General features: G+C 39.8%; 30 protein-coding genes. 25 read left to right on the top strand and 5 right to left on the bottom strand.

Going from position 1 to position 21,861, the window contains the following annotated elements; translation table 11 throughout:
• From EXE10_RS12620 to EXE10_RS12505, 24 genes are all read left to right on the top strand, one after another.
• Entirely contained in the window at positions 1-1,176 is a 1,176-nt protein-coding gene (locus EXE10_RS12620) for an ExeA family protein (protein ID WP_130113594.1), read from the top strand.
• A 77-nt stretch (positions 1,177-1,253) separates the two neighbouring features.
• The gene (locus tag EXE10_RS12615) at positions 1,254-1,478 is read left to right on the top strand and encodes a TraR/DksA C4-type zinc finger protein (protein ID WP_416346106.1); all 225 of its coding nucleotides are present in this window, start codon (positions 1,254-1,256) and stop codon (positions 1,476-1,478) included.
• A gap of 6 nt (positions 1,479-1,484) precedes the next feature.
• On the top strand, positions 1,485-1,754 hold the full coding sequence (locus EXE10_RS12610) for a hypothetical protein (protein ID WP_130113593.1): 270 nt from the start codon (positions 1,485-1,487) through the stop codon (positions 1,752-1,754).
• Positions 1,755-1,777: 23 nt separating this feature from the next.
• Positions 1,778-2,395 carry a DUF3164 family protein gene (locus EXE10_RS12605; protein WP_130113592.1) on the top strand — a complete coding sequence of 206 codons (618 nt, stop codon included), beginning with the start codon at positions 1,778-1,780 and terminating at the stop codon, positions 2,393-2,395.
• 26 nt (positions 2,396-2,421) lie between these two features.
• Positions 2,422-2,694, top strand: coding sequence for an HU family DNA-binding protein (locus EXE10_RS12600; RefSeq protein ID WP_130113591.1), 273 nt, complete (start codon positions 2,422-2,424; stop codon positions 2,692-2,694).
• Positions 2,694-3,044 (top strand): hypothetical protein, encoded by a 351-nt coding sequence (locus tag EXE10_RS12595; RefSeq protein WP_130113590.1) that lies wholly within the window; start codon positions 2,694-2,696, stop codon positions 3,042-3,044. The genes EXE10_RS12600 and EXE10_RS12595 overlap by 1 nt, the downstream gene beginning before the upstream one ends.
• A gap of 150 nt (positions 3,045-3,194) precedes the next feature.
• Complete coding sequence (locus tag EXE10_RS12590) at positions 3,195-3,908, top strand: DUF2786 domain-containing protein (protein ID WP_130113589.1); 714 nt, start codon at positions 3,195-3,197, stop codon at positions 3,906-3,908.
• Positions 3,905-4,126 (top strand): hypothetical protein, encoded by a 222-nt coding sequence (locus EXE10_RS12585; protein ID WP_130113588.1) that lies wholly within the window; start codon positions 3,905-3,907, stop codon positions 4,124-4,126. The genes EXE10_RS12590 and EXE10_RS12585 overlap by 4 nt, the downstream gene beginning before the upstream one ends.
• A gap of 1 nt (position 4,127) precedes the next feature.
• Positions 4,128-4,340 carry a hypothetical protein gene (locus EXE10_RS12580; protein ID WP_130113587.1) on the top strand — a complete coding sequence of 71 codons (213 nt, stop codon included), beginning with the start codon at positions 4,128-4,130 and terminating at the stop codon, positions 4,338-4,340.
• Positions 4,327-4,773 (top strand): gp16 family protein, encoded by a 447-nt coding sequence (locus EXE10_RS12575; protein WP_130113586.1) that lies wholly within the window; start codon positions 4,327-4,329, stop codon positions 4,771-4,773. The genes EXE10_RS12580 and EXE10_RS12575 overlap by 14 nt, the downstream gene beginning before the upstream one ends.
• Positions 4,774-4,985: 212 nt before the next feature.
• Positions 4,986-5,264: a TrbG/VirB9 family P-type conjugative transfer protein gene (locus tag EXE10_RS12570; RefSeq protein ID WP_228256829.1), complete on the top strand. Its 279-nt coding sequence runs from the start codon at positions 4,986-4,988 to the stop codon at positions 5,262-5,264.
• A gap of 1 nt (position 5,265) precedes the next feature.
• Positions 5,266-6,645: a TrbI/VirB10 family protein gene (locus EXE10_RS12565; protein WP_005000433.1), complete on the top strand. Its 1,380-nt coding sequence runs from the start codon at positions 5,266-5,268 to the stop codon at positions 6,643-6,645.
• A 15-nt stretch (positions 6,646-6,660) separates the two neighbouring features.
• The gene (gene virB11, locus EXE10_RS12560) at positions 6,661-7,698 is read left to right on the top strand and encodes a P-type DNA transfer ATPase VirB11 (protein WP_015060713.1); all 1,038 of its coding nucleotides are present in this window, start codon (positions 6,661-6,663) and stop codon (positions 7,696-7,698) included.
• Positions 7,667-7,996 carry a hypothetical protein gene (locus EXE10_RS12555; RefSeq protein ID WP_004999338.1) on the top strand — a complete coding sequence of 110 codons (330 nt, stop codon included), beginning with the start codon at positions 7,667-7,669 and terminating at the stop codon, positions 7,994-7,996. Before virB11 ends, EXE10_RS12555 begins: the two co-directional genes overlap by 32 nt.
• A 3-nt stretch (positions 7,997-7,999) precedes the next feature.
• A complete protein-coding gene (locus EXE10_RS12550) occupies positions 8,000-8,452 on the top strand; it encodes a hypothetical protein (RefSeq protein ID WP_004999340.1) in 453 nt (150 codons plus the stop codon).
• Positions 8,453-8,533: 81 nt separating this feature from the next.
• On the top strand, positions 8,534-9,781 hold the full coding sequence (locus tag EXE10_RS12545; RefSeq protein ID WP_017480463.1) for a lytic transglycosylase domain-containing protein: 1,248 nt from the start codon (positions 8,534-8,536) through the stop codon (positions 9,779-9,781).
• Positions 9,778-11,295, top strand: coding sequence for a type IV secretion system DNA-binding domain-containing protein (locus EXE10_RS12540; RefSeq protein ID WP_015060710.1), 1,518 nt, complete (start codon positions 9,778-9,780; stop codon positions 11,293-11,295). The genes EXE10_RS12545 and EXE10_RS12540 overlap by 4 nt, the downstream gene beginning before the upstream one ends.
• 18 nt (positions 11,296-11,313) lie before the next feature.
• Positions 11,314-11,514: a hypothetical protein gene (locus EXE10_RS12535; RefSeq protein ID WP_004999346.1), complete on the top strand. Its 201-nt coding sequence runs from the start codon at positions 11,314-11,316 to the stop codon at positions 11,512-11,514.
• 44 nt (positions 11,515-11,558) lie between these two features.
• Complete coding sequence (locus EXE10_RS12530) at positions 11,559-12,269, top strand: lytic transglycosylase domain-containing protein (protein ID WP_017480462.1); 711 nt, start codon at positions 11,559-11,561, stop codon at positions 12,267-12,269.
• A 10-nt stretch (positions 12,270-12,279) separates the two neighbouring features.
• Positions 12,280-12,573 carry a TrbC/VirB2 family protein gene (locus EXE10_RS12525; RefSeq protein ID WP_017480461.1) on the top strand — a complete coding sequence of 98 codons (294 nt, stop codon included), beginning with the start codon at positions 12,280-12,282 and terminating at the stop codon, positions 12,571-12,573.
• An 11-nt stretch (positions 12,574-12,584) separates the two neighbouring features.
• Positions 12,585-15,296 (top strand): VirB4, encoded by a 2,712-nt coding sequence (locus EXE10_RS12520; protein WP_015060708.1) that lies wholly within the window; start codon positions 12,585-12,587, stop codon positions 15,294-15,296.
• On the top strand, positions 15,293-15,934 hold the full coding sequence (locus EXE10_RS12515) for a type IV secretion system protein (protein ID WP_004999358.1): 642 nt from the start codon (positions 15,293-15,295) through the stop codon (positions 15,932-15,934). The genes EXE10_RS12520 and EXE10_RS12515 overlap by 4 nt, the downstream gene beginning before the upstream one ends.
• Positions 15,935-15,996: 62 nt before the next feature.
• Positions 15,997-16,458 (top strand): hypothetical protein, encoded by a 462-nt coding sequence (locus EXE10_RS12510; RefSeq protein ID WP_015060707.1) that lies wholly within the window; start codon positions 15,997-15,999, stop codon positions 16,456-16,458.
• Positions 16,459-16,657: 199 nt separating this feature from the next.
• Entirely contained in the window at positions 16,658-17,140 is a 483-nt protein-coding gene (locus tag EXE10_RS12505) for a thermonuclease family protein (protein ID WP_015060706.1), read from the top strand.
• On the opposite strand, the gene EXE10_RS12500 is transcribed toward EXE10_RS12505, so the two are convergent.
• Positions 17,137-18,849: a zeta toxin family protein gene (locus EXE10_RS12500; RefSeq protein ID WP_015060705.1), complete on the bottom strand. Its 1,713-nt coding sequence runs from the start codon at positions 18,847-18,849 to the stop codon at positions 17,137-17,139. The two genes, EXE10_RS12505 and EXE10_RS12500, sit on opposite strands and share 4 nt — an antisense overlap.
• A 183-nt stretch (positions 18,850-19,032) precedes the next feature.
• Positions 19,033-19,257, bottom strand: a complete 225-nt coding sequence (locus EXE10_RS12495; RefSeq protein WP_015056389.1) for a hypothetical protein — start codon at positions 19,255-19,257, stop codon at positions 19,033-19,035.
• Between the two features lie 151 nt (positions 19,258-19,408).
• Between EXE10_RS12495 and EXE10_RS12490 the strand changes: the two genes are divergently transcribed.
• The gene (locus tag EXE10_RS12490; RefSeq protein ID WP_004993315.1) at positions 19,409-20,056 is read left to right on the top strand and encodes a recombinase family protein; all 648 of its coding nucleotides are present in this window, start codon (positions 19,409-19,411) and stop codon (positions 20,054-20,056) included.
• 212 nt (positions 20,057-20,268) lie between these two features.
• On the opposite strand, the gene EXE10_RS12485 is transcribed toward EXE10_RS12490, so the two are convergent.
• From EXE10_RS12485 to EXE10_RS12475, 3 genes are read right to left on the bottom strand one after another with little or no spacing between them, the layout of a single operon-like run.
• A complete protein-coding gene (locus EXE10_RS12485; protein WP_069120563.1) occupies positions 20,269-20,487 on the bottom strand; it encodes a hypothetical protein in 219 nt (72 codons plus the stop codon).
• Positions 20,488-20,491: 4 nt separating this feature from the next.
• On the bottom strand, positions 20,492-20,857 hold the full coding sequence (gene ble, locus EXE10_RS12480) for a bleomycin binding protein Ble-MBL (protein WP_004201167.1): 366 nt from the start codon (positions 20,855-20,857) through the stop codon (positions 20,492-20,494).
• A gap of 3 nt (positions 20,858-20,860) precedes the next feature.
• Positions 20,861-21,673, bottom strand: a complete 813-nt coding sequence (locus EXE10_RS12475) for a subclass B1 metallo-beta-lactamase NDM-1 (RefSeq protein WP_004201164.1) — start codon at positions 21,671-21,673, stop codon at positions 20,861-20,863.
• Positions 21,674-21,861 lie beyond the last annotated feature (188 nt).

Here is a 21,861-nt window from a genome sequence, read left to right as displayed (position 1 = left end):
ATGAGCGCACTAAAAAAATTGCTGAAAGATAACGATATTTCGCAAAGCTCTCTTTGCAAACCACTGGGAGTAAGTACAGCAACCGTCAATCTTTTTATAAATCATGGTCAACGACCAAAAAAGCACCCTGAACAATTCCAAGCGAAGTTCATTGAACTTCTTGAAGCAAAAGGAATTGCCGCAGATCAAATCCAACAAGCATTAACTGCTGCACCCGAAGCTGAAAACGACCAAGCCTCAGCGGGTGCAGCAACTCAACACGAGGAAGAGCAACTTATGCTACTACGCAAACAAACCCTAACACCAGCAGCTAAAAAACAATTCATGCTGTTTAAGAACATTTTTACGGAAAATATCCGTAGTTCTGAAGAACTTTTCAACAACAGCGACATTAACTATGTACGTGAAAGCATGTGGCAAGCTGCTAAAGGCAATACTTCTTTTATTGCCGTGGTTGGACAGTCTGGCTCAGGCAAAACGACCTTACGTGAAGAGCTTCATGATCGTGTTGAGCGCGAACGTGAGCCTGTCATTTTGATCGAACCCTATGTTTTAGCCACTGAAGACAATGATGCTAAAGGCAAAACACTAAAATCACTTCATATCGCTGAAGCAATTTTGTCAGCACTTGCACCAAGCACCAATGCAAAACGTTCACCTGAAGCACGTTTCCGCCAAATTCATAGCTTGCTTAAAGAGTCGAGCCGTGCAGGACATCACCACGTGCTTATTATCGAGGAAGCCCACAGTCTTCCAATCCCAACATTGAAGCATCTTAAACGTTTCATTGAACTTAAAAATGGCTTCACACCACTTCTTAGCATCATCCTGATTGGTCAAGACGAACTTAAGCTCAAGTTGGCTGAAAACAACCAAGAAGTTCGAGAAGTTGTTCAACGCTGTGAAATCGTGACACTTGAACCGTTCACTCAAACCACTTTGGTGGATTACCTGCAACACCGCTGTAAGGCTGCGGATCGCAAGCTGTCTGAATTTATTGATGAGTCAGGGGTAGATGCTATTTGCACAAAACTGACCCGCAATGTAGGCCGCAAAAACCAACATGAAAGTTTGTTGTACCCACTTGCAGTTGGCAACCTTTTAACAGGCGCATTAAACGCAGCAGCAGAACTTGGCTCAGATGTCATTACTGGTGACCTAGTCATGGAGGTCTAACATGGCTTTTACCTTAACCAACGTCATGCTAATCAACTGCCCAATTTATCTTTTATTCACTGCCTTTGTAGCAGTACTTGGGGGATGTAATGGCTGATTTTGCAGACGTAGCTAGTGCCATCACTGAAGAGCATTTACGGAAATCACTTGAAGGACGCTCTCAGTTCAATGCTACCAGTAACTTTGAATGCGAAGACTGTGGTGTAGAAATACCCACACAGCGTAGAACCCTTGGAGGTGTAACTCGCTGTATAGACTGCCAAACATGTGTTGAATCACAAGCTAAACATTTAAGAGGTTAAAGAGCCATGAACTTAAGTTATTCACGCTGTAAAGGAAAGATAGAGCGCTTTGTTCATCTCTTTAAAAAAACCAAAGAGTATGCGGAGCTAAACAAACACTACCCAGAGTTTGAAATTTTTGAAGAAACCCAAGGCAAGTTTGAACTGGAGGTTGTACAAGCGGCCTTTAATAAATGGGCTAAACAGCAAGCGACAGATCGTAAACGTGCTGAGTTTACAAAGAATTTAAACCAGTTGATCAGCAACGATTATGTCTTAGTGCGCAAACGCACTTAAACAGTAAAGCAAGGAAAAAGAATATGAACGCACAAACCCAAATCCCCGAAGGCTACCGAGCAGACAGCAAAGGTCGCCTTGTACCCATCAACAGCATTAAACCAATTGATGTTGAGCGTGATGCAGTTGTCAGCAGCTTGATTGGCAAAGTCAAAGCAACACGTCAAATGTTGAAAGATTTTAAGGCTGTGGCTTTTGGTGATATCGAAGCATTTATTGACCTTTCACTTGAGCAATATGGCGCTCATGTTGCGGGCAATAAAGGCAATATCACGCTGTATAGCTTCGACGGTCAATACAAAATTGTACGTCAGATCCAAGACTCAATTCGCTTTGATGAGCGCCTTCAAGCAGCCAAGGTTTTAATTGATGAATGTATTCAATCTTGGTCCGCAGATTCAAATGATCATATCAAAACCTTGATCAATGATGCTTTCCAAGTTGACCGTGAAGGAAAGATTTCTACAGGTCGTGTCCTTGGTCTACGTCGCCACAAGATTGACGATCCGAAGTGGATTAAAGCAATGGAAGCCATTGGCGACAGTATCAACATTGTTGATAGCAAAAGTTATGTGCGTTTTTACGAACGCGATAAAGACGGTAAATACCAACCCATTTCGCTTGATTTTGCAAGCGTTTAAACCCCAACCCTAAAAAGGAAAAAACCATGACTAAATCTGAAGTTATTAAACAAATTGCTGAACGTGCTGAATTAACTCAAGCCAAAGCAGCAGAGGCTCTTCAGGCGTTCGAAGCTGCTGTAACTGATGAGCTATCTAAAGGTGGTGAAATCACATTAACAGGCTTCGGCACATTCAAAGTAACTGACCGTGCTGCGCGTGCAGGACGCAACCCGAAAACAGGTGCAGAGATTCAAATTGCAGCATCAAAAGTTCCAACTTTCAAAGCTGGTAAAGCACTTAAAGAGGCGGTGAAATAATGGAAAATCAAAAAATAAAGGACTATCGAGAACTTTCTAAAGAAGAAATCGACTTAATTAATCGTATCAAAACTACTGGTGCTGAATTGCTTAAATTACAGCAAGAACTAACGGCACGTTTAGATACTGATACTGAATACAAGCTTGCAGAAGCGTGCCGTTCGATTAAGGGAATGGAATTTGAAGGCAGACCTTACACCGTTTATTCAGGCAGCTCTAAAGAATGTGATGAGTATCGTCGTTTTGAAGCTGCCGAACCTTTACGTTGGGCCGCAATCGCTAAGACAGATATTCAACAAGGAATCATGGCTTTGGTTCGCGCTATAGCCCAACCAGAAACACTTTGTTAATTGAAACACAGGCTAAAGCCTGAATTGCCAAAGGTCCCGCCATTTGGCGGGATTTTTTTAACCCAAATTTTAGGAAATGTAAATGATCACACGTGAAGACTTAGAAAAATTACCACCCGAAGTTGTTCAAAGTATTAAGGAGATATCGTAATGAGCATGACTCGAGAAGAAGCTATTTTAAAAATCAAAAAGTGTTTGGCATTGGCAAAATCAGCAAATGAAAACGAGGCTGCGATTGCATTACGTCAAGCACAAGCATTGATGCGAGAGTTCCAGATTGATCCTGATTTGCTCGATATTGTAGAAGCCAGTTGTGATAGCAAGGCGACTAAAACCCCACAAGCTTGGGAAGCTAGTTTAGTTTTGCTGATTGCTAGAGCAATGCAATGTAAACCTATTTTCAGTTCTGGTAGTAGCGCATGGGGAATCAAGGCCTCATGGACATTTATCGGTGTCGATCCAGCACCTGAAGTTGCCTCTTATACATTTGACGTGCTTTATCGCCAAGTCATTCGATCGCGAAAGAACTTTATTGAAACAACTTTAAAACGTGTCACTGTTAAAAAAAATAAGGTACGTCGGGCAGACTTATTCTGTGAAGGCTGGGTAGATTCAGTTAAGTATTTAATTACTGGCTTAGATATTGAAACACCAGCCAACACAAAAGATCGCATCACCAAGTATATGAACCAGACCCATTCAAAACTCGGATCATTCACGCCTAAAGATCGTAATAAAGGTAAAGCATTAAATGATCGCGCAGCCAATGACTATCATGCAGGCAAACAATCTGGAAAATCAGCACAGCTTAATCAAGCCATGAATGGTGGCAAACAATATGAGCGTATTGGAGGCTCATCATGACTGAGTTAATGAGTTGGCTAACAGTACTTGCATATTTTGCAGTTTTCTTAATGGGGCTAGTGGCCTGTTTTAAGGATGCAAAACTGTCTTGGGTAACACGCAATAACACTGGTTTAACAGTATTTGAAAAGCGTACTTATAAACTCAAAGCTAGTGCTTCACTAGCATTGGCATTTCTTGCAATTTTAGGTTTATTTCAAGCAATGGCAGGAGTTTGATATGGGGACTTTCATTCTAGGTTTCATAATTGCATGGCTTTGGTCAGACTCAGTTGCTCACAATAAAATTGCCTCAGAATGTGAACGACTTGGCGGTTTCTTTGTTGGTTCTAAGACATATAAATGCTATGCCGTAATTGACCAAAAAATTGATACATCCGTACCACCATCAATTTTAGAAGCACAGCGAGGTGAAAAAGATGAAGTTCAATAAAAAATCCAAGCTTATTCAGCTCATTCATGTCGGTAAAACTCAGCTTGGTCTTGATGATGAGCTATACCGTGAAGTACTTGAAAGTTGTACAGGTAAAACCAGCTCTAAAGACATGACGATCCAACAGTTGGATGCAGTTCTGAATCGACTTAAACAGCTCGGTTTTGCTGTTGAATCTAAGAATAAGTCTGGCGTAAATAACCTTGCAAGCGACCCACAAAGCCGCCTTATACGCCATCTATGGCTTGAATTGTATAACGCAGGCCAAGTTCGAAACGGAAGCGAGAAAGCCTTGGCTAAGTTTGTAGAAAATAAGGTAAGTGTAAGTGCATTACAGTTTTTAAGCAGCCATCACGCAGATATGATCATCAACCATCTACGCAGCTGGTGCAAACGCTGTGGTATCGAAAGAATCACTCCAACAGACGAGTAATAAAAATGGCTGCCATGGATTAAACCATCGGCAGCCAAATTTTCCCCCAAACTCTATTGCAACATACGCAAAAACATTTCAAAATCTATCCCAATAAATCCTAACTTATCCCTCAATATCCCACAATTATCTCAATATTCTTTATTACTTATCTTATTTGTATTCAATTGGCACAACAAAATGCACCTCGTCCCGCTTTAGGTGAACTGCCTATGACAAGCCAAAAATGGGGAATGGATGCCACTAAAAGCAAATCTATTAAAGTTCTTGGCGTAAGTGATGATGACCAATTCACATTTATTCGTATTGCGAAAAATTCACCTCGTCCCGCAGTTTATGCGGTTAATGGTGAGGGATACGAAGAACTTACCAACTCAAGACAAGAGGGGGATGTAATCGTGATTGAGAAAGTAAACGATGCTTTCACTCTGCGACTTGGCAAAGAATACGTTTGTATTCTCCGTAAACCTGAAGTGATTGGAGGAAAATAAAATGACAAATGAAAATAAAAATTTGGGTAACGATGACTTTAAAACCCAAGATAACTTCAGCACTGAAAATCATGTTTTCCATGATGAAAAAAAAGAACATGGTAAAGATGATTTTGAACGTCAAGATGCTTTTGAGAATAAGCCTAAAACGTCTGTTAAAAATATAGACATAGGCAAATTGGTTAAGTTCGGTGGCTTACTAGCCCTCATTATTGGCTTGGTAATTTTTGGCGTTTATCTGAAATTGCAAAAGAACAAAGAAAGCCGTGTAGAAAGCGGTGTAGAAAGTGCTGTTGCTAAACCAGTAACAGGGATGGACGGCAGTAATTTTAATGGCATGGATAGATTCGGATTCGGAAATCCGCAACCAATCCCAACTGCGACTACCCCTGACCCTGTAAACCCTACTGAAAAAAGCCCTGAACAGCTCGAAATGGAGCGTCAATTAGCTGAACAGCAACAACAACTAGCAATGCAACAAGAGCAGGCTAGACAAGATGCTATGGCTAAAGAACAAGCCCTTTTAAACGCCCGCTACAAGTCTGGAATCATGGTTAATGAGAATGGCGGTAAAGGTGGCGGTGTTAGCCCTAATGGTGATGCTAGTGCAATGGCAGGCATACCGCCTGAACTTGCACCGTTATTTATGGGTATGCAAGCTTCACAACAATCTAATGCCAATGGCAACCAAGCGGGTGCAAGCAATGTAAATCCACGCATTGCAAATAGCACTGCGGGTTCTATGGGTGGTCGTTTTGATTCAAGCACTTCTAATCAAAAAGCGCCTATTGCTCATGCAAGTTATAACGCTGATCGTAGAATGCTTATACAACAAGGCAAGATCGTAGATGCAGTTTTAGAAACTGCTGTTAAAAGCGATTTACCAAGCAACATTATTGCTCGTGTAACTAATGATGTTTATAGCGAACAAGGACGTAATCGTTTACTGCCTGCGGGTACTCGTTTATTCGGTCAATACTCATCAATTGTTAATGACGGACAAGCAGAAATCGGGGCGGTTTGGAATCGTGCAATCACACCTAATGGCGTAGAAATTATGCTCGATAGCCCAAGCACTAACAGTCTTGGTATCGCAGGCTTAGGCGGTAAAGTGAACAACCATTATGGGCGCATATTCGGAACAGCTACTTTACTTAGCATTATTGGTGCGGGTGTAAGTAATGCAGGTGTTAGCAGTAGCGACCAAAACAATGCTTCACAGACTTATCGTACTGAAGTTGCAAACTCATTCGGCAATCAAGCTGACCGTGTTCTACAACGTAACTTGTCAATTCCTCCGACTATTACAGTCGCTCACGGCACACGCATTAAAGTTCTAGTTGCTAAAGACTTGGACTTTTCAACTATTTTAAACCAATAAGAAAGGCGCTTAATTATGTCAATCCTTGTACTTGAAGATTTGAAAAAAGCTTTTGGTGATGATCTTGATAATGATCAAATTACTGAAATTTCAGTTAATAAGCCTTTGGAATATTTCATTGCTATGAAAGGTACAAGGGACATGATTAAAAAAGAGAATCCTAACCTTACCTATGCGCTTTTGAAGCGATTAGCCGAAGGCATTGCAACTGAAACCAATCAAACAATTTCAGAAGCACAGCCTTTGCTTTCTGCTCAAATTGCATCACCGCAACATGAGGGTTTATTTTTCCGTATTCAATTTGTCCGTGACCCTGCCGTAACTGGCGGGTCGATCGGCTTATCTATTCGTAAACCAAGTATTTTAAGTCTGCCATTTTCAGCTTATGAGGAAGTTTTAAATTCTGTTGAACCATTTGCAAAAATCACTGCAAAAGATCAAGAGCTATTCGATTTATACGAAGCCCGAAACTTTCATGAGTTCATTCGTAAAGCGGTGGGTTATGAAAAAAATATCATTATTTCTGCGGGTACAGGTTCAGGAAAAACAACTTTTTTTAACTCCATTATTCATGACTGCATACCACTGGGCGAACGACTAATCACTATTGAAGATGCTAAGGAGTTACGCCCTCCGCATGAAAATACGTTGCAACTTTATTATTCAAGAGGTGGACAGGGTAAAGCTAAAGTCGATGCACAGTCATTAATGGAAGCTTGCCTGCGTTTGTATCCAAAACGCATTTTACTGGGTGAGATTCGAGGTGCTGAAGCATTCACTTATTTAAACCTAATTTCTTCAGGGCATGGCGGTTCAATTGCGACATTACATGCCAATGACCCACTTAATGCTATTGAGCGTTTAACGCTTATGGTTCTTATGGCAGGCACTACATTAACCAGTGACCAAGTTAAATCTTTTGTTAAACAAAGTGTAGACATTATTGTTCAACTTGGAAGAACAGAAACAGGCGGTTATGGCTGTTCAGCTATTTATTTTAAAGCTTATGAGGATTTCAAAAATGAAAAAACACATTTTTCTAGCGTTGCTTAGTTTAGCTAGTGTTGCCTGCTCATCTAAGGGCTTGGACGGACAATACAATCGTATTGATCAAACAGCATTTGAGAAAGAACAAGGCATGAGTAGCGGGCTTATCGTTGCCAATAAAGGTACTCAAGTTACCTTAAAAAACTCATGGGGTGATGTTGCATTATCGGCTGTAGAGAAAGATAAAAAAATGGTTGTTCAATATAACAATCAAGACGCTTTCTTAATGGAACAAAAGGGCGGTGTTATTACTCTGACCGATGTTGATAACCCAAGCCAAGCATACAAATTTAAAAAGGACTAAGCCATGAAAAAAACAACTATTGCTCTTTGCGCCTTAATTAGTTTGTCTGCTGAAGCACAGTTACCGCAGACATTTACCCAAGTTCTTCAGTCATTTGCTCAAAGCAATAAATTAACTTATGTGCCTGAAGCTCCCAATCAAGGGAACTATGTCACTTATAAATTTTCAAGTGATGCCAGTTGCCAAAACGAAGCATGTGCCGATCTTAAAGTTTATTACAGCATTGACCCTGCTTGTGTACCGCAAGAAGTGGGGTTATTTGGTGAATTGCCAGTAAGCATCCCTAACGCAAAAGCATTGTTTGTATCTCCGACCATTTCTGACAATACAAGCCAAGCTCACGACTTCATGCGAGTTCAAGCAAATGGCGGGTGCTATGAGTTATCAATGGGTGAACAAGGCTCACACTATAAAACCTTAGTTGATCTAGCTAACCGTTTGGCTGTGGCTAAGTGATGAAATAGCAACGGGCCAAGTTTAAACAGGTAACGTAGTTCCTGGTTAAACTGTCCTCGTTGCGGTAGAGGAATAATGAAAATGAAATTAAAAAAACTATCGCTACTGGTACTGGTAGGTTTAAGCGGGGCAACTATTGCTTCAAATTTACCTTACAACGATATTGTGACTTCAGCTTCAGCTAAATATGGATATGACCCGCTTTTAATTCATGCAGTAATTCAAAAAGAATCTTCGCATAACAATACTGCTAAGTCAGGCGTAGGCGCTCAAGGTTTAATGCAACTTATGCCCGCAACGGCTCGTTCTTTGGGCGTTACCAATCCCAATGACCCCACACAAAATGTTAATGCGGGTACTCGTTACCTGAAGCAATTAAATCAGCAATTCGGCAACATGCCCCATGCACTCTATGCCTATAACTGGGGTATGGGTAATTTACGTTCGTATCTGAAAGGTAATAAAAAAGTTATGCCTAAAGAAACGCAAGACTATGTGCCTAAGATCGCCCAGTTTTATAGAAATTATGGCGGTACTGGTTCATATTTTGGTGGCAACGTAATTAAAGGCGGGACTACTTCAGGTGGCAAGCCTGCAACGACTGGCATAGAAAACAGTAATCAGAAGAAGATACAAGCCAAGCTAGAAACACAAAGCGCATGTAAGCCTGTAAAGCTACCTGAAGCAGAACAAGTTGATATTGATTCACCTATCAACCTACCGCCTGTTCCCCCTGTAACTGGTGGCGTAGGTAAAACAGTTTTTGACCCGACAAAAAATGCCGATGCAGTTCTACAAGTTCAAGAATTAATGAAGCAGATTCAAGTCTTGAAAGGGCAATATGACAGTGTGACTAAAGGGCTTGCAGGGCTAGGACTTCTTACCAATGTGATGCAAATTGCAGGCTTTGAATTGCCTAATGGCTTTGATGCTCAACCGACTAATATTTTCAATACACCTAAAGAGCAAAACGCCTACAACGAATTGCAACGTCAAATTGCGACCAATACTGGTGTATATGCAAGCAAGGAATTGGCACAGATTCAAAACATAACTGCAAGCCGTGTAAACACAGCTTATGTAGACGCTGAAGTAGCTTGGACACAAGTAAATTGTAATATGCAAAACCTAAAGTCGTTGGCTCAAGTAAGTACCAATACGTTAAAGCAATCAAAAGACTTGGCGAATGCCCTTGCTATTGAAAACAGTATGTTGGTAGCCAATCAAGCGAAGCTTAAAGCTAACATGCTCATGATGCAGTCAAGCATGGATTCTTATAAGGTCGCTTCCCATCAAGCCGTTCAAAAATTCTTGGGGACAGTAAAATGAATGATCAATCGCAAAAAATCTTCGGTCACGCTGTTTTAGCTGTTGTAATCACTGTGATTACAACATGGGCTATTTTTTTACCGAAGTTTTTTATTATCCCAAAAGATCATAAAGTCCAAGCTATTCTTTATGCAATTCCATTGACGTTTAAAACGCCTTTATACGTTTTAATATTGCTGTTGGCTTTGGTTATTAGTAGTGCTTTGGCTTGGTTTTATTTTCAAAACAATAAAACACCTTTTGGGGGCGAAAGATACGTTCGTGTTCTTCGGGGCTTGCAATTAGTAAGCCCATTCAAATTAAGAAGAATGACCAAAGAAAAAGATTACCAAATCCGTTTTTGCGGTATGCCTGTTCCTAAAGATTTAAAATATAAACACTTCCTTTTAACTGGTGGTACTGGTCAAGGTAAGTCAGTTTCAATCAGTGATTTTTTAGATTCTTGTGTTGCTGATTCTCGCAGTAAAACCCGCTTAATTGTGGTTGACCCTAACGGAACTTACGCAAGTTTATTTGCTAAGAAAGGTGATGTTATTTTCAACCCTTTCGATGCTCGATCAGTCCATTGGTCAGTGATTAATGAAGTACAAAATTCTTATGACATTGAAACATATTCAATGACAATCATTCCTAAATCTTCAGACGCAAATCACGAAAATTTTAATACGATGGCTCGTACTATTGTTAAGTCTGCCATGACCAAAGTTTTAGAAATGGATGAACTTACTAGAGAACAGCAGACACAACAATTTTTAGAAATTTTATTAATTTCAAGTGACGATAAACTCAAAGAGTTTTTAGTAGGTACTCAAGCTTACAGCTTACTTGGCAACTCTGAATTAGTCGGTACTTTACGCAGTATTGTTACTACATATTTAAGCCCTCACACTCATTCTAAAATTGGTGATTTTTCGTTTAGGGATTATTTAAAGCATGGTACTGGCAATATTTTTATTACTTGGCGTGAAGATCAATTAACTGCATTGCAACCATTAGTTAGCTGTGCGACTGACGTTATTTGTAGTTCTTTATTATCTGACTTTGATAACTATTCTGATTTTATATTCTGCCTAGATGAACTCGGCTCTTTGAACCGTTTATCGTATCTCGAAGCAGTATTAACTAAAGGACGTAAACATAGACTTATTGCTTTAGCAGGCATTCAAAGTCTGGCTCAATTAATCACGATCTATGGAGAAAAATTCTCTATTACGCTACGTGGTTGTTTTTCTTCTTTTGGTGTCTGTGCTGTCAACTCTCAAGACACTTATACACCCCAAGAATATGAAAAAGCTTTCGGTGCAATTGAAGTATTAAGGAAAATGAAATCTGCAAATAAAGATTCAAGACCTGAACTTGTAAAAGAAAAAGAAAATGTAGTTAAAGCTGAAGAAATAAGCAGTCTTAAACCTCTGCACTTTTATATGAAGTTTTCAGGACATTACCCGCCAACTTTAGTAACGATGAAATACCGCACCTATGCTAAAGTTTCGGATTCTTTTTTGGCTGTATAGAAATTTTAGGGACAAGTTATGAAACGTGAACAACTTTATGTAAGTGATGAATTTTTCGCAGAAATGGACGAACACTTTTTGAGATATAAGCGTGGTGAATTAAAAGTTCCTGAAGAATTTAAGAACCGCAGACTTACCAAAAACTTAATTTATCTTATCGCTTTAGACCAGTTCTTTAAAGAGAAACATAAATTTTCAAATAGACCATTTATTGATTAAGCTAGTAGAGTTATACTGTTATAACTCTATAAGGAATAATGACAATGTTTAAAAAACTTATAATCGGTTTAGCTTGCAGTACGCCACTGTTTGTATATGCGTCACCTTATGATGATCTTATTCACAAACATTCTGTAGCCAATGGTTTAGACCCTAATTTAGTAACGGCAATTATGGCAAGAGAAAGCGCCTTTAAGCCAAATGCTCGATCACATAAAGATGCTAGGGGTTTGATGCAAGTCATTCCCTCTACAGCTCGTTTAATGGGTGTAGACCCTAGCCGATTATATGAACCTGAACAGTCTATTATTGCGGGTACTCGTTATCTCGCTTTCCTGAATAAAAGATTTAATGGTGATCTTACAAAAATGATTGCTGGATACAATGCAGGGCATGGGGCAGTTGAAAAGTTTGGAGGTATTCCCCCTTACCGTGAAACACAAAACTATGTACGCCTTGTATCCAGTAAATACCAAACACTAAATGGGGGTGGTTCATTTAAAACTTACACTGCAAATAATAACCCTACTGAAGCCAGTCGAAAAAGTGACATTCTAGTTCTCGCTTCATGGCAACAAAATCAGTACCCGCAATACTCCGCAAGTCAAAATCAAAGTACAGAAAACAATAGCTATTCAGCACAATCTGAACCTGTGCGCCTGCGTGTAAATAATCAACCAAGCAATCAACCAAACGTGCAACAAGCATCGTTTGTTCAAACTCTTAACAAAGGGCAATACGTCCAAGTATTTTAAGGAATAGATCATGAATCTTTTAAATAAACTCAATCCTAAGCAATACGCAATTGTCTTATTTGCTGTTTTTTATGCTCAATTGGCAAATGCTGCGTTTGGTCAAAAATTTGCTCAAAAGCTTAACCAATTTAATGATGAATTAGTCATTATCGCAGCAGTCGCTTTCGTGACTGGTGTTATTTGTTTGGCAATCACAATGCTTGGCGGTGGTAGTGAGAAAGTTAAGCGTTGGGGTATCGGCTTAATCGTTGCAGGTATCCTTGTTTTCGTTGCCCCTGATCTTGGTAATTTCTTCTTTAACTAAATAGGTGAGCCATGAGCAAAACCACTGAAAAAAACGAAGAAAAAGACTTGCTGTTTGCGGGTCTTGCCCGAACTGCAAGGGTGGCAAATATACCTGTAGATATTTTCACTTACTTTTTCCTAATTTGTGGTTTTGCTACGTGCTTTTTAGCACTAATTGGCAACCTAAAATTAGGATTAATAATATCGGGAATAATCTATTTATTGTTGGTTGTAGTGACCTACCAAGAAGATAGAGGGATTCAATATTTATGGTTTTCGATCAAACGTAGACTTCAGCGAACTAAAGTTTTTGGTGGCTATAGTTTTGATTCTCACGCAAAAGCTGACGATAAAAATATTGAATATAGTCAAAAGAAATTAGCGGGTGCTGAACAAATGGAAATCAATAATTTACCTTATCTAAGCCCAATCAATGAACATGATATTAAGCTAGTTAATGGTGATATTTTTACGGTTTTAAAAATTACTGGCTTTCCGTATGAAACTAAAAGCTATGCTCAATTAAAGACTTTAAAAAAATATCGTGCAGATATGTTTAAACAACTTGGCTCTCGTTTTGTTGTTAGCGTTTATTATGATCGTCACGAAGTTAAAACCGAAATACCGCCTGCAAATGGCAATGAATTTTCAGATAGTTTTAACCAAAAATATTATGAAAAACTATCTAATGAACGCATGTTTCAAAATGATATTTATGTGTCGTTGCTTGTCCGAAAATCTAACCCAAGTGACCCGCCTTTAACTCGTCTTAAAAATCTGTTTTTCAGAAGTGATAATGAAGAACAAATGATTGCCGAATTAAATAATGCAGTAAGTATGTTTAAAGAGTATCTGCAAGATGCGAACCCAAGACAGCTAGGCACTTATTCAAAAGATAGCGTTTTGTATTCTGAAACAGTGAATTTTCTCGGTTATTTATTAAACTTAGAAAAAGCAGAAATTCCACTTCATCCAACTGAAATCAGAAACTACTTAGGCTATACACGTAGAGTTTTTGCGCCTGATGGAACTATTAAATTCTATCACCCAAGCGGTGAATTAACGGCAGGGGCAATCTATAGTTTGCCTACTCCTAGCTATCCAGAGGGTAGCGATCACACCATGTTAGATGAATTTCTAAAAGTTGATCATCCTTTAATTATTTCTCAAACTTTCATGATGATGGACAGACGTAAATCTATCAGCATGAGTACAACTCGTCAGAACCAATTAAAAAATGCTCAAGACAAGTCAGAATCTCAAATTGAAGCGATTAATGTTGCCATTGATGACTTAGCTTCAGGGCGTATCTTAAACGGCATTTATTCATTAAATGTTTTAGTTACCTCTAAGACCCCATCTGAATTTAAAGAAGCAATGCAGAAAACTAGCGGGGCATTTCAGCGCAATCACATGATACCTAAAAAAGAAGATTTAATTTCTGAACCTACTTTTTACTCTATGTTGATTGGCAACTATCACTTACTCCAAAGACCCGCAACTATTAACACGACTAACTTTGCGGGCTTTGCCAGTATGCACAATAGTTCTACTGGCAAAAAAGATGGCAACCATTGGGGTGAGAATGTCATTCAGCTTAAAACGACAAGTAATACGCCTTACTACTTCAATTTCCATGAACATGATGTAGGTCATACTCGTATCACGACTGGTACTGGTGGCGGTAAGACTACTGTAATTAATACGCTTTTGACTGCTTCAGATAAGTTTAAGCCTTATATTTTTCATTTTGATTTTGAATATTCAGCTTCAGTTTGGATTAAAAGCATGGGCGGGCGACATACTGTTTTAAGTGAAATGGTTAAAACTGGTTGGAATCCATTGCAGTTAGATGACACGGAACAAAACCGTTTGTTTCTAAGAAATCTATTTTCTTTTATGGCTCAAGACTACAACGATAATGGTAATCCAAAGCCTTTAAGCACTGCTGAAGAAAACAAGATCAAAGACGTTGTAGATGCTGTTTATAGCTATGAAAAGCACCTTAGACGGCTTAGAAACTTTATTGGCTTGTTTGGTATGGCTGAAGATAACAACATGGCTGAACGCATGTCAAAATGGGTTAATGATGGGGTTTATGCCAATATTTTTGACAATGAAAGTGACAATTTCTCAATTGATGGCGCTCGAATTTTCGGCTATGAAATGAAAAATGTCATTGATAATGATGTGGTGTTAGGCGCTATGTCTATGTATATCTTCCATCAAATTGATATATCCATGTCTGAGGGCAAGCCCTTTATTGTTGTTGTCGAAGAAGGTCAAAGATATATCAGCAATCCGATTAACTTAGCATGGCTTAAAATCATGCTAACCACGTACCGTAGACGTAACGGTATGATGATCTTTGTTACGCCAACGCCTGAAGTCATTACAAGAGATGACGATCTGATCGGGCAGTTTAAAACATCAATTCTATTGCCGAATGATAAAGCGAATGTCGCTACATATATGGGTAATGAGAAAAATAATGGCTTAGGCTGTACTCAAGCAGAATTTGATTGGGTTGTGAATACACCGCCTTATTTACGCCAATTTATGATTAAAAACTCGCATGATTCAGTTATTAGCAAATTAGATTTAAGCAATATGTCTGAAATTATCCCAATACTTTCAGGCAATGAGTTAAGACACAATATTCTTGAGGAAATATTGAGTAAAGATGAAAACTTGACCTACTCCCAGTGGGTACACGAATTTAACGAAAGGGTGAAATCATGAAAATGAATAAAATAAAAATGTCGGCTGTAGCTTTTGCTTTAGCCTTTACTGCCAACACAGCAAACGCTTGGGACGTTGTATTCGACCCGACAGCCGTTGCAAATATGGTCAAGCAATTGGTTCAAATGCAACAGCAATACGAGATCATGAAGAAACAATATGAAAGTACGACTGGTAATACTGGTATCGGAACTTCAGGCGTTAAGAATGTGCAAGACGTTGTTTCAGGCTCTTGGCAAGACGTAGTAGCCAATCAAAAGACTGGCTCATTTGGTAATGCTCAAAAGGCTTATGACAAAGTGCTTACTACCATTGGTTCAGATGGTATGAATCAATTGCTAGGCAATGATCAATACAAGCGAAATTACAACACGGTTAAGACTGGCTTTGCTTTCAGTGATGCTTCCTATAATGCTTTAAATGAGCATGTAGCAAACTTAACCACACTGAAGAACAAAATTAACTCGACCCGCAATATTAAAGAAGCCCAAGACTTAGCAAATGCCATTGCTATTGAACAAGGTTATATCAACTCGATTGGTGCTAAATTGTCGGCTGTTCAAACTAACCTTGCATCTAACAATGCTTCAAGCGGTGTGACCAGTACGCAAAGCTTTAAATCGTGGTTTGGTAACTAATTTCATCACAAGCTAACAATTCAGGTTGTTAGCTTTTTTTTGTCTAAATTTTAGGATTATCTATGAAAAAAATCATAATCCCTGTATTAGCCTTAATCGCTTTCAATACATACGCTGAAACAGCACAGAATGGCACAGAAACGCCAGTTGCTATAGAGGCTAGTCATACATCACTGACCACTAAAAAAGGCGAAATAGAGGTTAAAAAAGACGGAAAAACTGTATCTGTTTCTAAAGTACCTGAAAGCCCTTTAATTAATACAGTCACAACTACACAAACAACTTCAAAAGCGCCTGAAGCTAAAAAAGTAGTAAAAGAGATCCAATCTGAATCAGTCAAAGAACCTGTAGTGATTTATCAAGCCAGTGAAATTATGCCTGAGCTTAGTCAAGCCGATCTTGACTATATCAAGGCTGTAAATTCAAACGATAAAATCAACTCAATTGAAAGCAAGATCGTTAATAACGAAGCGATTAGCAAAGAAGAATTGAAGATTTTACGCCAAAAGAATCCAAACTACTGATTGACCTTTTTGACAATTTCCTCGCACTCATAACCCACTTAAATCATTCAATAAAGTAGATGCCTGGTTAAGACTGCATACTTGCAGTTTTGACCAAGCATCGGGATATGATTTTTCACAGTAAGAGTTTTAGCACGTATGGACCAAGCAATGAAGTTGCAAGTCCATACGTGCTAAAACGGTTTTATGGTGAACCAAAATGAATAAGCTTTTTTGTATTACCCTTTTTTTGTTTTCAGCATACTGTCACGCTGATTATTACGGCAAAGTCACTTACGTTTTAGACGGTGATACTGTGAGTATCACAAAACCAAACAACACTAAATGGCGGGTTAGACTGTCATTCATAGATGCCCCTGAAGTTGCCAATAATGCTAAAAATTCGCCTACACAGCCTTATGGTCAACAATCGAAACAATATTTAATGTCTATGGTCTTAAACAAAACGGTACTCGTTAAAGAGCATGGAACTGATAACAATGGTAGGTTTCTTGGTGAGCTGTACTTGAATAAATTAAATGTGAATAAAGCAATGGTCGCCAGTGGCTACGCTTGGGCTTATCGCTACAATCTTCCTGATAGAACATACATAGATTTAGAGAATAATGCTCGATCAAAAAAAATCGGGTTATGGAAAAGTCCTAACCCGATTAACCCCTATGACTGGCGAAAGAAATATTAAAATTTCATGCCTGAAGTGGGCTTATCCTGCTTTGGGCTTGACTGGCTTAACTCCTGTACCCTTGAAGCAGATAAAGATTTAAATGTTGTTTGCTGTGCTATCACTCTCTGATCTACAGCCTGTTTTACTTCAGGATTGGTTTCATAGCGTTTCACATATTGATCACCATAGCGGGCTTCAACACTTCTGATTTTTAACTCTACATTTGAATTGTTATGAACGCCTGTTGCATAGGTTTCACCTTTTTTAGTTGTGTGACCTGTGATTTTAATTTCAGCGTCTTTAGGTAAATTAGTGGTTTTAAATAAACCATCTTTTTGACTGTATGCTTCATTGAGCTTGATATAGTCACCATGAGCAACGGATAGCCCATTAGCTGACTTAGCAAAATCAGCACCCAATTTCCCCTCTTGCTTTAGCTGTATTCGGACTTCTTTAATGATTTGGTGTTTATCTAGCTCTGGGGCTTTGCTTTGAAATTGAGATACTTCAGCCTTACTATCTCCTTTCACTTCAGGCGCTTTAGGTTTATTTGATAGCTGTTCATCTACTTTCATTAAAATTTTATTTTCAAGGTTATTTAACTTTTCTTTAACCTCCATATAAACCTGTAATGCCGTAGATTCAGGTTGTTTTGAATCATGATTACCGATCGGCTTATCGAGCATCATTTCATTTTTAGTAACATTGATTAACTCAAGATGATCTCGATTTTGACGGAACATAACTAAATTGTCCTCGCCATCAACTTTGATATTTTTAGATAAATAACCATCTTGTTTTTCAAAATCATCTTTGGCAACAAGTAAGTTGCTAGTTAAGTTACTGACTATTTTTACGTCCATTTTCTCACCTGTACTTTCATCAACTTGGGTCACTTCACTAACCAGTTTTTGATTATTCAATTTAAGTCTGTCACTTTCCTGAAGCCCCTTTACAATCTCAACCTCTGTATATGGGGCAAAGCGTGTTTGCATTGCTTCTATTACTTTGAACCATTTATATTCATGCTGTTGGCGCTCCTGATCTGAAAATGGTCTTTCCCTTTCAGCTTTAAAGTCCTTTTGTTCAATAGCGTTATAGTGACGGTCATAAACGGTTAGCTTGTCTACTATGGGTTCATCTTTTAACTGTTCTATTGTGTTTTCTAGCTTGTGATAAATTTCACTATGAATATCAATATTGACGAAACGCCCAGTTTCATACAGCGCCTTTTCCATTTCATAACGATGGTATATACCTTGTCGTGATGTAATTTCAGGCACAGCCATTATTTTTAATTCAACGTCTTTGTAGCCTTTATCTCTGAAATTTTGAACTGTATTTTTTAAGGTTTGAAAATCTGCACTTGTTTGGTCAAGAACAATATTTTTCTTATGGCTTATAGCTTCTTCAATTAATTCTAAACTCCACTTTTTAGCATCATGGTGGGTGAATCCTGAAGATGTTTTATCATCCAATTTTTGCAGTTCATTATACTTGGGGTGATAGGCTCTTAATTGATCGGGGTCAATAATTACACTCCCGCCTTTATCTTTGAACTGATCTATAGAATCTCTTGCCAACTTGCCTTTACCCGATGCAGGCTGACCGCCAGTAATGACGACTTTAGGGCTGACTATAGACAGTGAGTTATTCAGAAAATCAGCTTTAATTTTCTCAAATACAAGGCTATGTTCTTCGTCACTTAGTTTGTATTGGTTGTCCATTGATCACCCTTTCATTGTGCCTTAAAGAATGTTCCAACAAACTTATAAACTGTAGGTAGTAATATCAGTCCACAAAATCCAATAATGCCTACAGTGTTATCTGATAAGTTCTCTGAAACAAACACTACGCCCAAGCAACCATAAATCACGACTAGACTTATAATTAGCTTCAGCAAAAAATTTTCATTCCTGATTACTCTGCTCGCTTTTATAGGCTTCACTATGTTTCTTGATTGATTGTATCAACTGTTCTCTATCTTGCTCGTACAAGCCCTGAAGCTCCATTGAAAGAGCCTGTCTATCATCTTCAGGCAAATGTCCTGAAGTACGCAATCCTATACGGTTTGATATGCCAGTCTGTGCAATCCTTAATAATTCAGATTCGCTTAGATCATTAAAATTAATCATCGTTATTTTTCCTTATACCTGAAGATATATAACAATAGGGTATACCCTATTGTTATATAATAATACACCCTAAAAACCCTATAACAATAGGGTTGTTTTGTTAATCTAATGTGATATAACATTGAGGTTATCTAATTTTGTTATACTGGTTATGGAAAAAGAAAATTTAGATATTGAAGATCAAATTAAAAACACACCCTTTCAAAGAGTGGGGTATATCCGTGTATCCACTAAAGACCAAAACCCTGAAAGACAGCTCCATGATCTACCCTTTGAGCTAGATAAAACTTTTATTGATCATTTTAGCGGAAAGACTGCCAAACGCCCTGCACTTCAGGAAATGTTCGATTATGTCCGTAGTGGGGACATTGTGTACGCTCATGATGTTTTTAGATTGGCACGTAGCTTGATTGACCTTGTAACCATTGTTCAAAAGCTAAATAAAAAAGGAGTGTCTGTTCATATTGTCAAAAATAACCTGAACTTTACCCCCAATTCAGATGACAAGTTCGATAAGTTTCAACTCCATGTATTAGGCGCTGTAGCTGAACTTGAAAGGGGTATTATTAGTGAGAATCAAGCAGAGGGAATTAAATTAGCTAAAAAAAAGAAAGGTAAATACAAGGGAAGATCGCCTGCGATTACAGAAGAAAAACTAAAAGAGTTAATTCATACCCTTAAAAATAAGGACGATTCATACCCTTTCACTCAAATAGCTAAAGATTATGGTGTTAGTTATATGACTTTAATTCGATATAGGAAAAAGTATGCAAAACAAATTAACGCCCAGTCTGATTGACCTTTTTGACAATTTTCTCGCACTCATAACAAAAAATAAAGGAAAATTTTAAGATCAATTGGATTTAAGATATACAACAATTATGTTTAAACCTATATAAGAAAACACATTAAGCTTCTTTTATAAGGCATTTTTAAAATGATAATTCAACATAAAAGTCGGCAGAGTAAAACTTGAAGTGCGACATAAACCACCTAATTAATTTAAAGGGTTTATGGAGTATATAAAACAGCATCATCCGCATCGACGAACAAACCGACCATGGCGATCTGGCCAGCTGCGCGCGATGTCAAAGCGCCCGCGACATTCGACGTAACCGCACGGGGCGACGCTGGATAGAACACCAACCCGGCATAGTCCGCCCGCGCCGCGATGGTCGCATCGAGCGCCTCGGGTGTGCTGATCCCGCAAATCTTGATTTTCGCGGGCATGCGGTCAGTCGGGGTTCTGGATCAGCCGCACCAGCGTGCAGTCGGGATCGATCAGGTAGCCGATCCTCAGGCCGCTCGCCTCCAGTTGCGGAGCTTTGAAGCGCGGCCAGCCGGTGCTTTTTTCCTCGGCTCCCGCCGCGTTCACCAATGCCACCATGGCATCGAGATCATCCAACCGCAGGCAACAGCCGAACGAGCTCGTAGCTGGGTCGAGGTCAGGATAGGGGAAGAATTCGAGCTGCAAACCGCCGCGCTGCAGGATCATCCAGCCGCGATCCTTCCAACTCGTCGCAAAGCCCAGCTTCGCATAAAACGCCTCTGTCACATCGAAATCGCGCGATGGCAGATTGGGGGTGACGTGGTCAGCCATGGCTCAGCGCAGCTTGTCGGCCATGCGGGCCGTATGAGTGATTGCGGCGCGGCTATCGGGGGCGGAATGGCTCATCACGATCATGCTGGCCTTGGGGAACGCCGCACCAAACGCGCGCGCTGACGCGGCGTAGTGCTCAGTGTCGGCATCACCGAGATTGCCGAGCGACTTGGCCTTGCTGTCCTTGATCAGGCAGCCACCAAAAGCGATGTCGGTGCCGTCGATCCCAACGGTGATATTGTCACTGGTGTGGCCGGGGCCGGGGTAAAATACCTTGAGCGGGCCAAAGTTGGGCGCGGTTGCTGGTTCGACCCAGCCATTGGCGGCGAAAGTCAGGCTGTGTTGCGCCGCAACCATCCCCTCTTGCGGGGCAAGCTGGTTCGACAACGCATTGGCATAAGTCGCAATCCCCGCCGCATGCAGCGCGTCCATACCGCCCATCTTGTCCTGATGCGCGTGAGTCACCACCGCCAGCGCGACCGGCAGGTTGATCTCCTGCTTGATCCAGTTGAGGATCTGGGCGGTCTGGTCATCGGTCCAGGCGGTATCGACCACCAGCACGCGGCCGCCATCCCTGACGATCAAACCGTTGGAAGCGACTGCCCCGAAACCCGGCATGTCGAGATAGGAAGTGTGCTGCCAGACATTCGGTGCGAGCTGGCGGAAAACCAGATCGCCAAACCGTTGGTCGCCAGTTTCCATTTGCTGGCCAATCGTCGGGCGGATTTCACCGGGCATGCACCCGCTCAGCATCAATGCAGCGGCTAATGCGGTGCTCAGCTTCGCGACCGGGTGCATAATATTGGGCAATTCCATCAAGTTTTCCTTTTATTCAGCATTAAAAACCCCGCAAATGCGAGGCCTAGTAAATAGATGATCTTAATTTGGTTCACTGTAGCAAAAATATGGGGCGAATTCAAACATGAGGTGCGACAGTTTCAAAAGCCATATGATAATCAACAAGCTGAGCAAATTTCTCTAATGGTGTAAGCCAATCTAACGCC

The sequence above is a fragment of the Acinetobacter sp. WCHAc060033 genome (genome assembly GCF_004209125.1).
Lineage (GTDB): Bacteria > Pseudomonadota > Gammaproteobacteria > Pseudomonadales > Moraxellaceae > Acinetobacter > Acinetobacter wuhouensis.
This window is presented reverse-complemented; position numbering and strand designations above follow the sequence as displayed.

What these genes read in the sequence shown, in the direction of transcription:
- EXE10_RS12620 (WP_130113594.1), top strand. Translation starts at nt 1, where the DNA reads ATGAGCGCACTAAAAAAATTGCTGAAAGATAACGATATTTCGCAAAGC.
- EXE10_RS12610 (WP_130113593.1), top strand. Translation starts at nt 1,485, where the DNA reads ATGAACTTAAGTTATTCACGCTGTAAAGGAAAGATAGAGCGCTTTGTT.
- EXE10_RS12605 (WP_130113592.1), top strand. Translation starts at nt 1,778, where the DNA reads ATGAACGCACAAACCCAAATCCCCGAAGGCTACCGAGCAGACAGCAAA.
- EXE10_RS12600 (WP_130113591.1), top strand. Translation starts at nt 2,422, where the DNA reads ATGACTAAATCTGAAGTTATTAAACAAATTGCTGAACGTGCTGAATTA.
- EXE10_RS12595 (WP_130113590.1), top strand. Translation starts at nt 2,694, where the DNA reads ATGGAAAATCAAAAAATAAAGGACTATCGAGAACTTTCTAAAGAAGAA.
- EXE10_RS12590 (WP_130113589.1), top strand. Translation starts at nt 3,195, where the DNA reads ATGAGCATGACTCGAGAAGAAGCTATTTTAAAAATCAAAAAGTGTTTG.
- EXE10_RS12585 (WP_130113588.1), top strand. Translation starts at nt 3,905, where the DNA reads ATGACTGAGTTAATGAGTTGGCTAACAGTACTTGCATATTTTGCAGTT.
- EXE10_RS12580 (WP_130113587.1), top strand. Translation starts at nt 4,128, where the DNA reads ATGGGGACTTTCATTCTAGGTTTCATAATTGCATGGCTTTGGTCAGAC.
- EXE10_RS12575 (WP_130113586.1), top strand. Translation starts at nt 4,327, where the DNA reads ATGAAGTTCAATAAAAAATCCAAGCTTATTCAGCTCATTCATGTCGGT.
- EXE10_RS12570 (WP_228256829.1), top strand. Translation starts at nt 4,986, where the DNA reads ATGACAAGCCAAAAATGGGGAATGGATGCCACTAAAAGCAAATCTATT.
- EXE10_RS12565 (WP_005000433.1), top strand. Translation starts at nt 5,266, where the DNA reads ATGACAAATGAAAATAAAAATTTGGGTAACGATGACTTTAAAACCCAA.
- virB11 (WP_015060713.1), top strand. Translation starts at nt 6,661, where the DNA reads ATGTCAATCCTTGTACTTGAAGATTTGAAAAAAGCTTTTGGTGATGAT.
- EXE10_RS12555 (WP_004999338.1), top strand. Translation starts at nt 7,667, where the DNA reads ATGAAAAAACACATTTTTCTAGCGTTGCTTAGTTTAGCTAGTGTTGCC.
- EXE10_RS12550 (WP_004999340.1), top strand. Translation starts at nt 8,000, where the DNA reads ATGAAAAAAACAACTATTGCTCTTTGCGCCTTAATTAGTTTGTCTGCT.
- EXE10_RS12545 (WP_017480463.1), top strand. Translation starts at nt 8,534, where the DNA reads ATGAAATTAAAAAAACTATCGCTACTGGTACTGGTAGGTTTAAGCGGG.
- EXE10_RS12540 (WP_015060710.1), top strand. Translation starts at nt 9,778, where the DNA reads ATGAATGATCAATCGCAAAAAATCTTCGGTCACGCTGTTTTAGCTGTT.
- EXE10_RS12535 (WP_004999346.1), top strand. Translation starts at nt 11,314, where the DNA reads ATGAAACGTGAACAACTTTATGTAAGTGATGAATTTTTCGCAGAAATG.
- EXE10_RS12530 (WP_017480462.1), top strand. Translation starts at nt 11,559, where the DNA reads ATGTTTAAAAAACTTATAATCGGTTTAGCTTGCAGTACGCCACTGTTT.
- EXE10_RS12525 (WP_017480461.1), top strand. Translation starts at nt 12,280, where the DNA reads ATGAATCTTTTAAATAAACTCAATCCTAAGCAATACGCAATTGTCTTA.
- EXE10_RS12520 (WP_015060708.1), top strand. Translation starts at nt 12,585, where the DNA reads ATGAGCAAAACCACTGAAAAAAACGAAGAAAAAGACTTGCTGTTTGCG.
- EXE10_RS12515 (WP_004999358.1), top strand. Translation starts at nt 15,293, where the DNA reads ATGAAAATGAATAAAATAAAAATGTCGGCTGTAGCTTTTGCTTTAGCC.
- EXE10_RS12510 (WP_015060707.1), top strand. Translation starts at nt 15,997, where the DNA reads ATGAAAAAAATCATAATCCCTGTATTAGCCTTAATCGCTTTCAATACA.
- EXE10_RS12505 (WP_015060706.1), top strand. Translation starts at nt 16,658, where the DNA reads ATGAATAAGCTTTTTTGTATTACCCTTTTTTTGTTTTCAGCATACTGT.
- EXE10_RS12500 (WP_015060705.1), bottom strand. Translation starts at nt 18,849, where the DNA reads ATGGACAACCAATACAAACTAAGTGACGAAGAACATAGCCTTGTATTT.
- EXE10_RS12495 (WP_015056389.1), bottom strand. Translation starts at nt 19,257, where the DNA reads ATGATTAATTTTAATGATCTAAGCGAATCTGAATTATTAAGGATTGCA.
- EXE10_RS12490 (WP_004993315.1), top strand. Translation starts at nt 19,409, where the DNA reads ATGGAAAAAGAAAATTTAGATATTGAAGATCAAATTAAAAACACACCC.
- EXE10_RS12485 (WP_069120563.1), bottom strand. Translation starts at nt 20,487, where the DNA reads ATGCCCGCGAAAATCAAGATTTGCGGGATCAGCACACCCGAGGCGCTC.
- ble (WP_004201167.1), bottom strand. Translation starts at nt 20,857, where the DNA reads ATGGCTGACCACGTCACCCCCAATCTGCCATCGCGCGATTTCGATGTG.
- EXE10_RS12475 (WP_004201164.1), bottom strand. Translation starts at nt 21,673, where the DNA reads ATGGAATTGCCCAATATTATGCACCCGGTCGCGAAGCTGAGCACCGCA.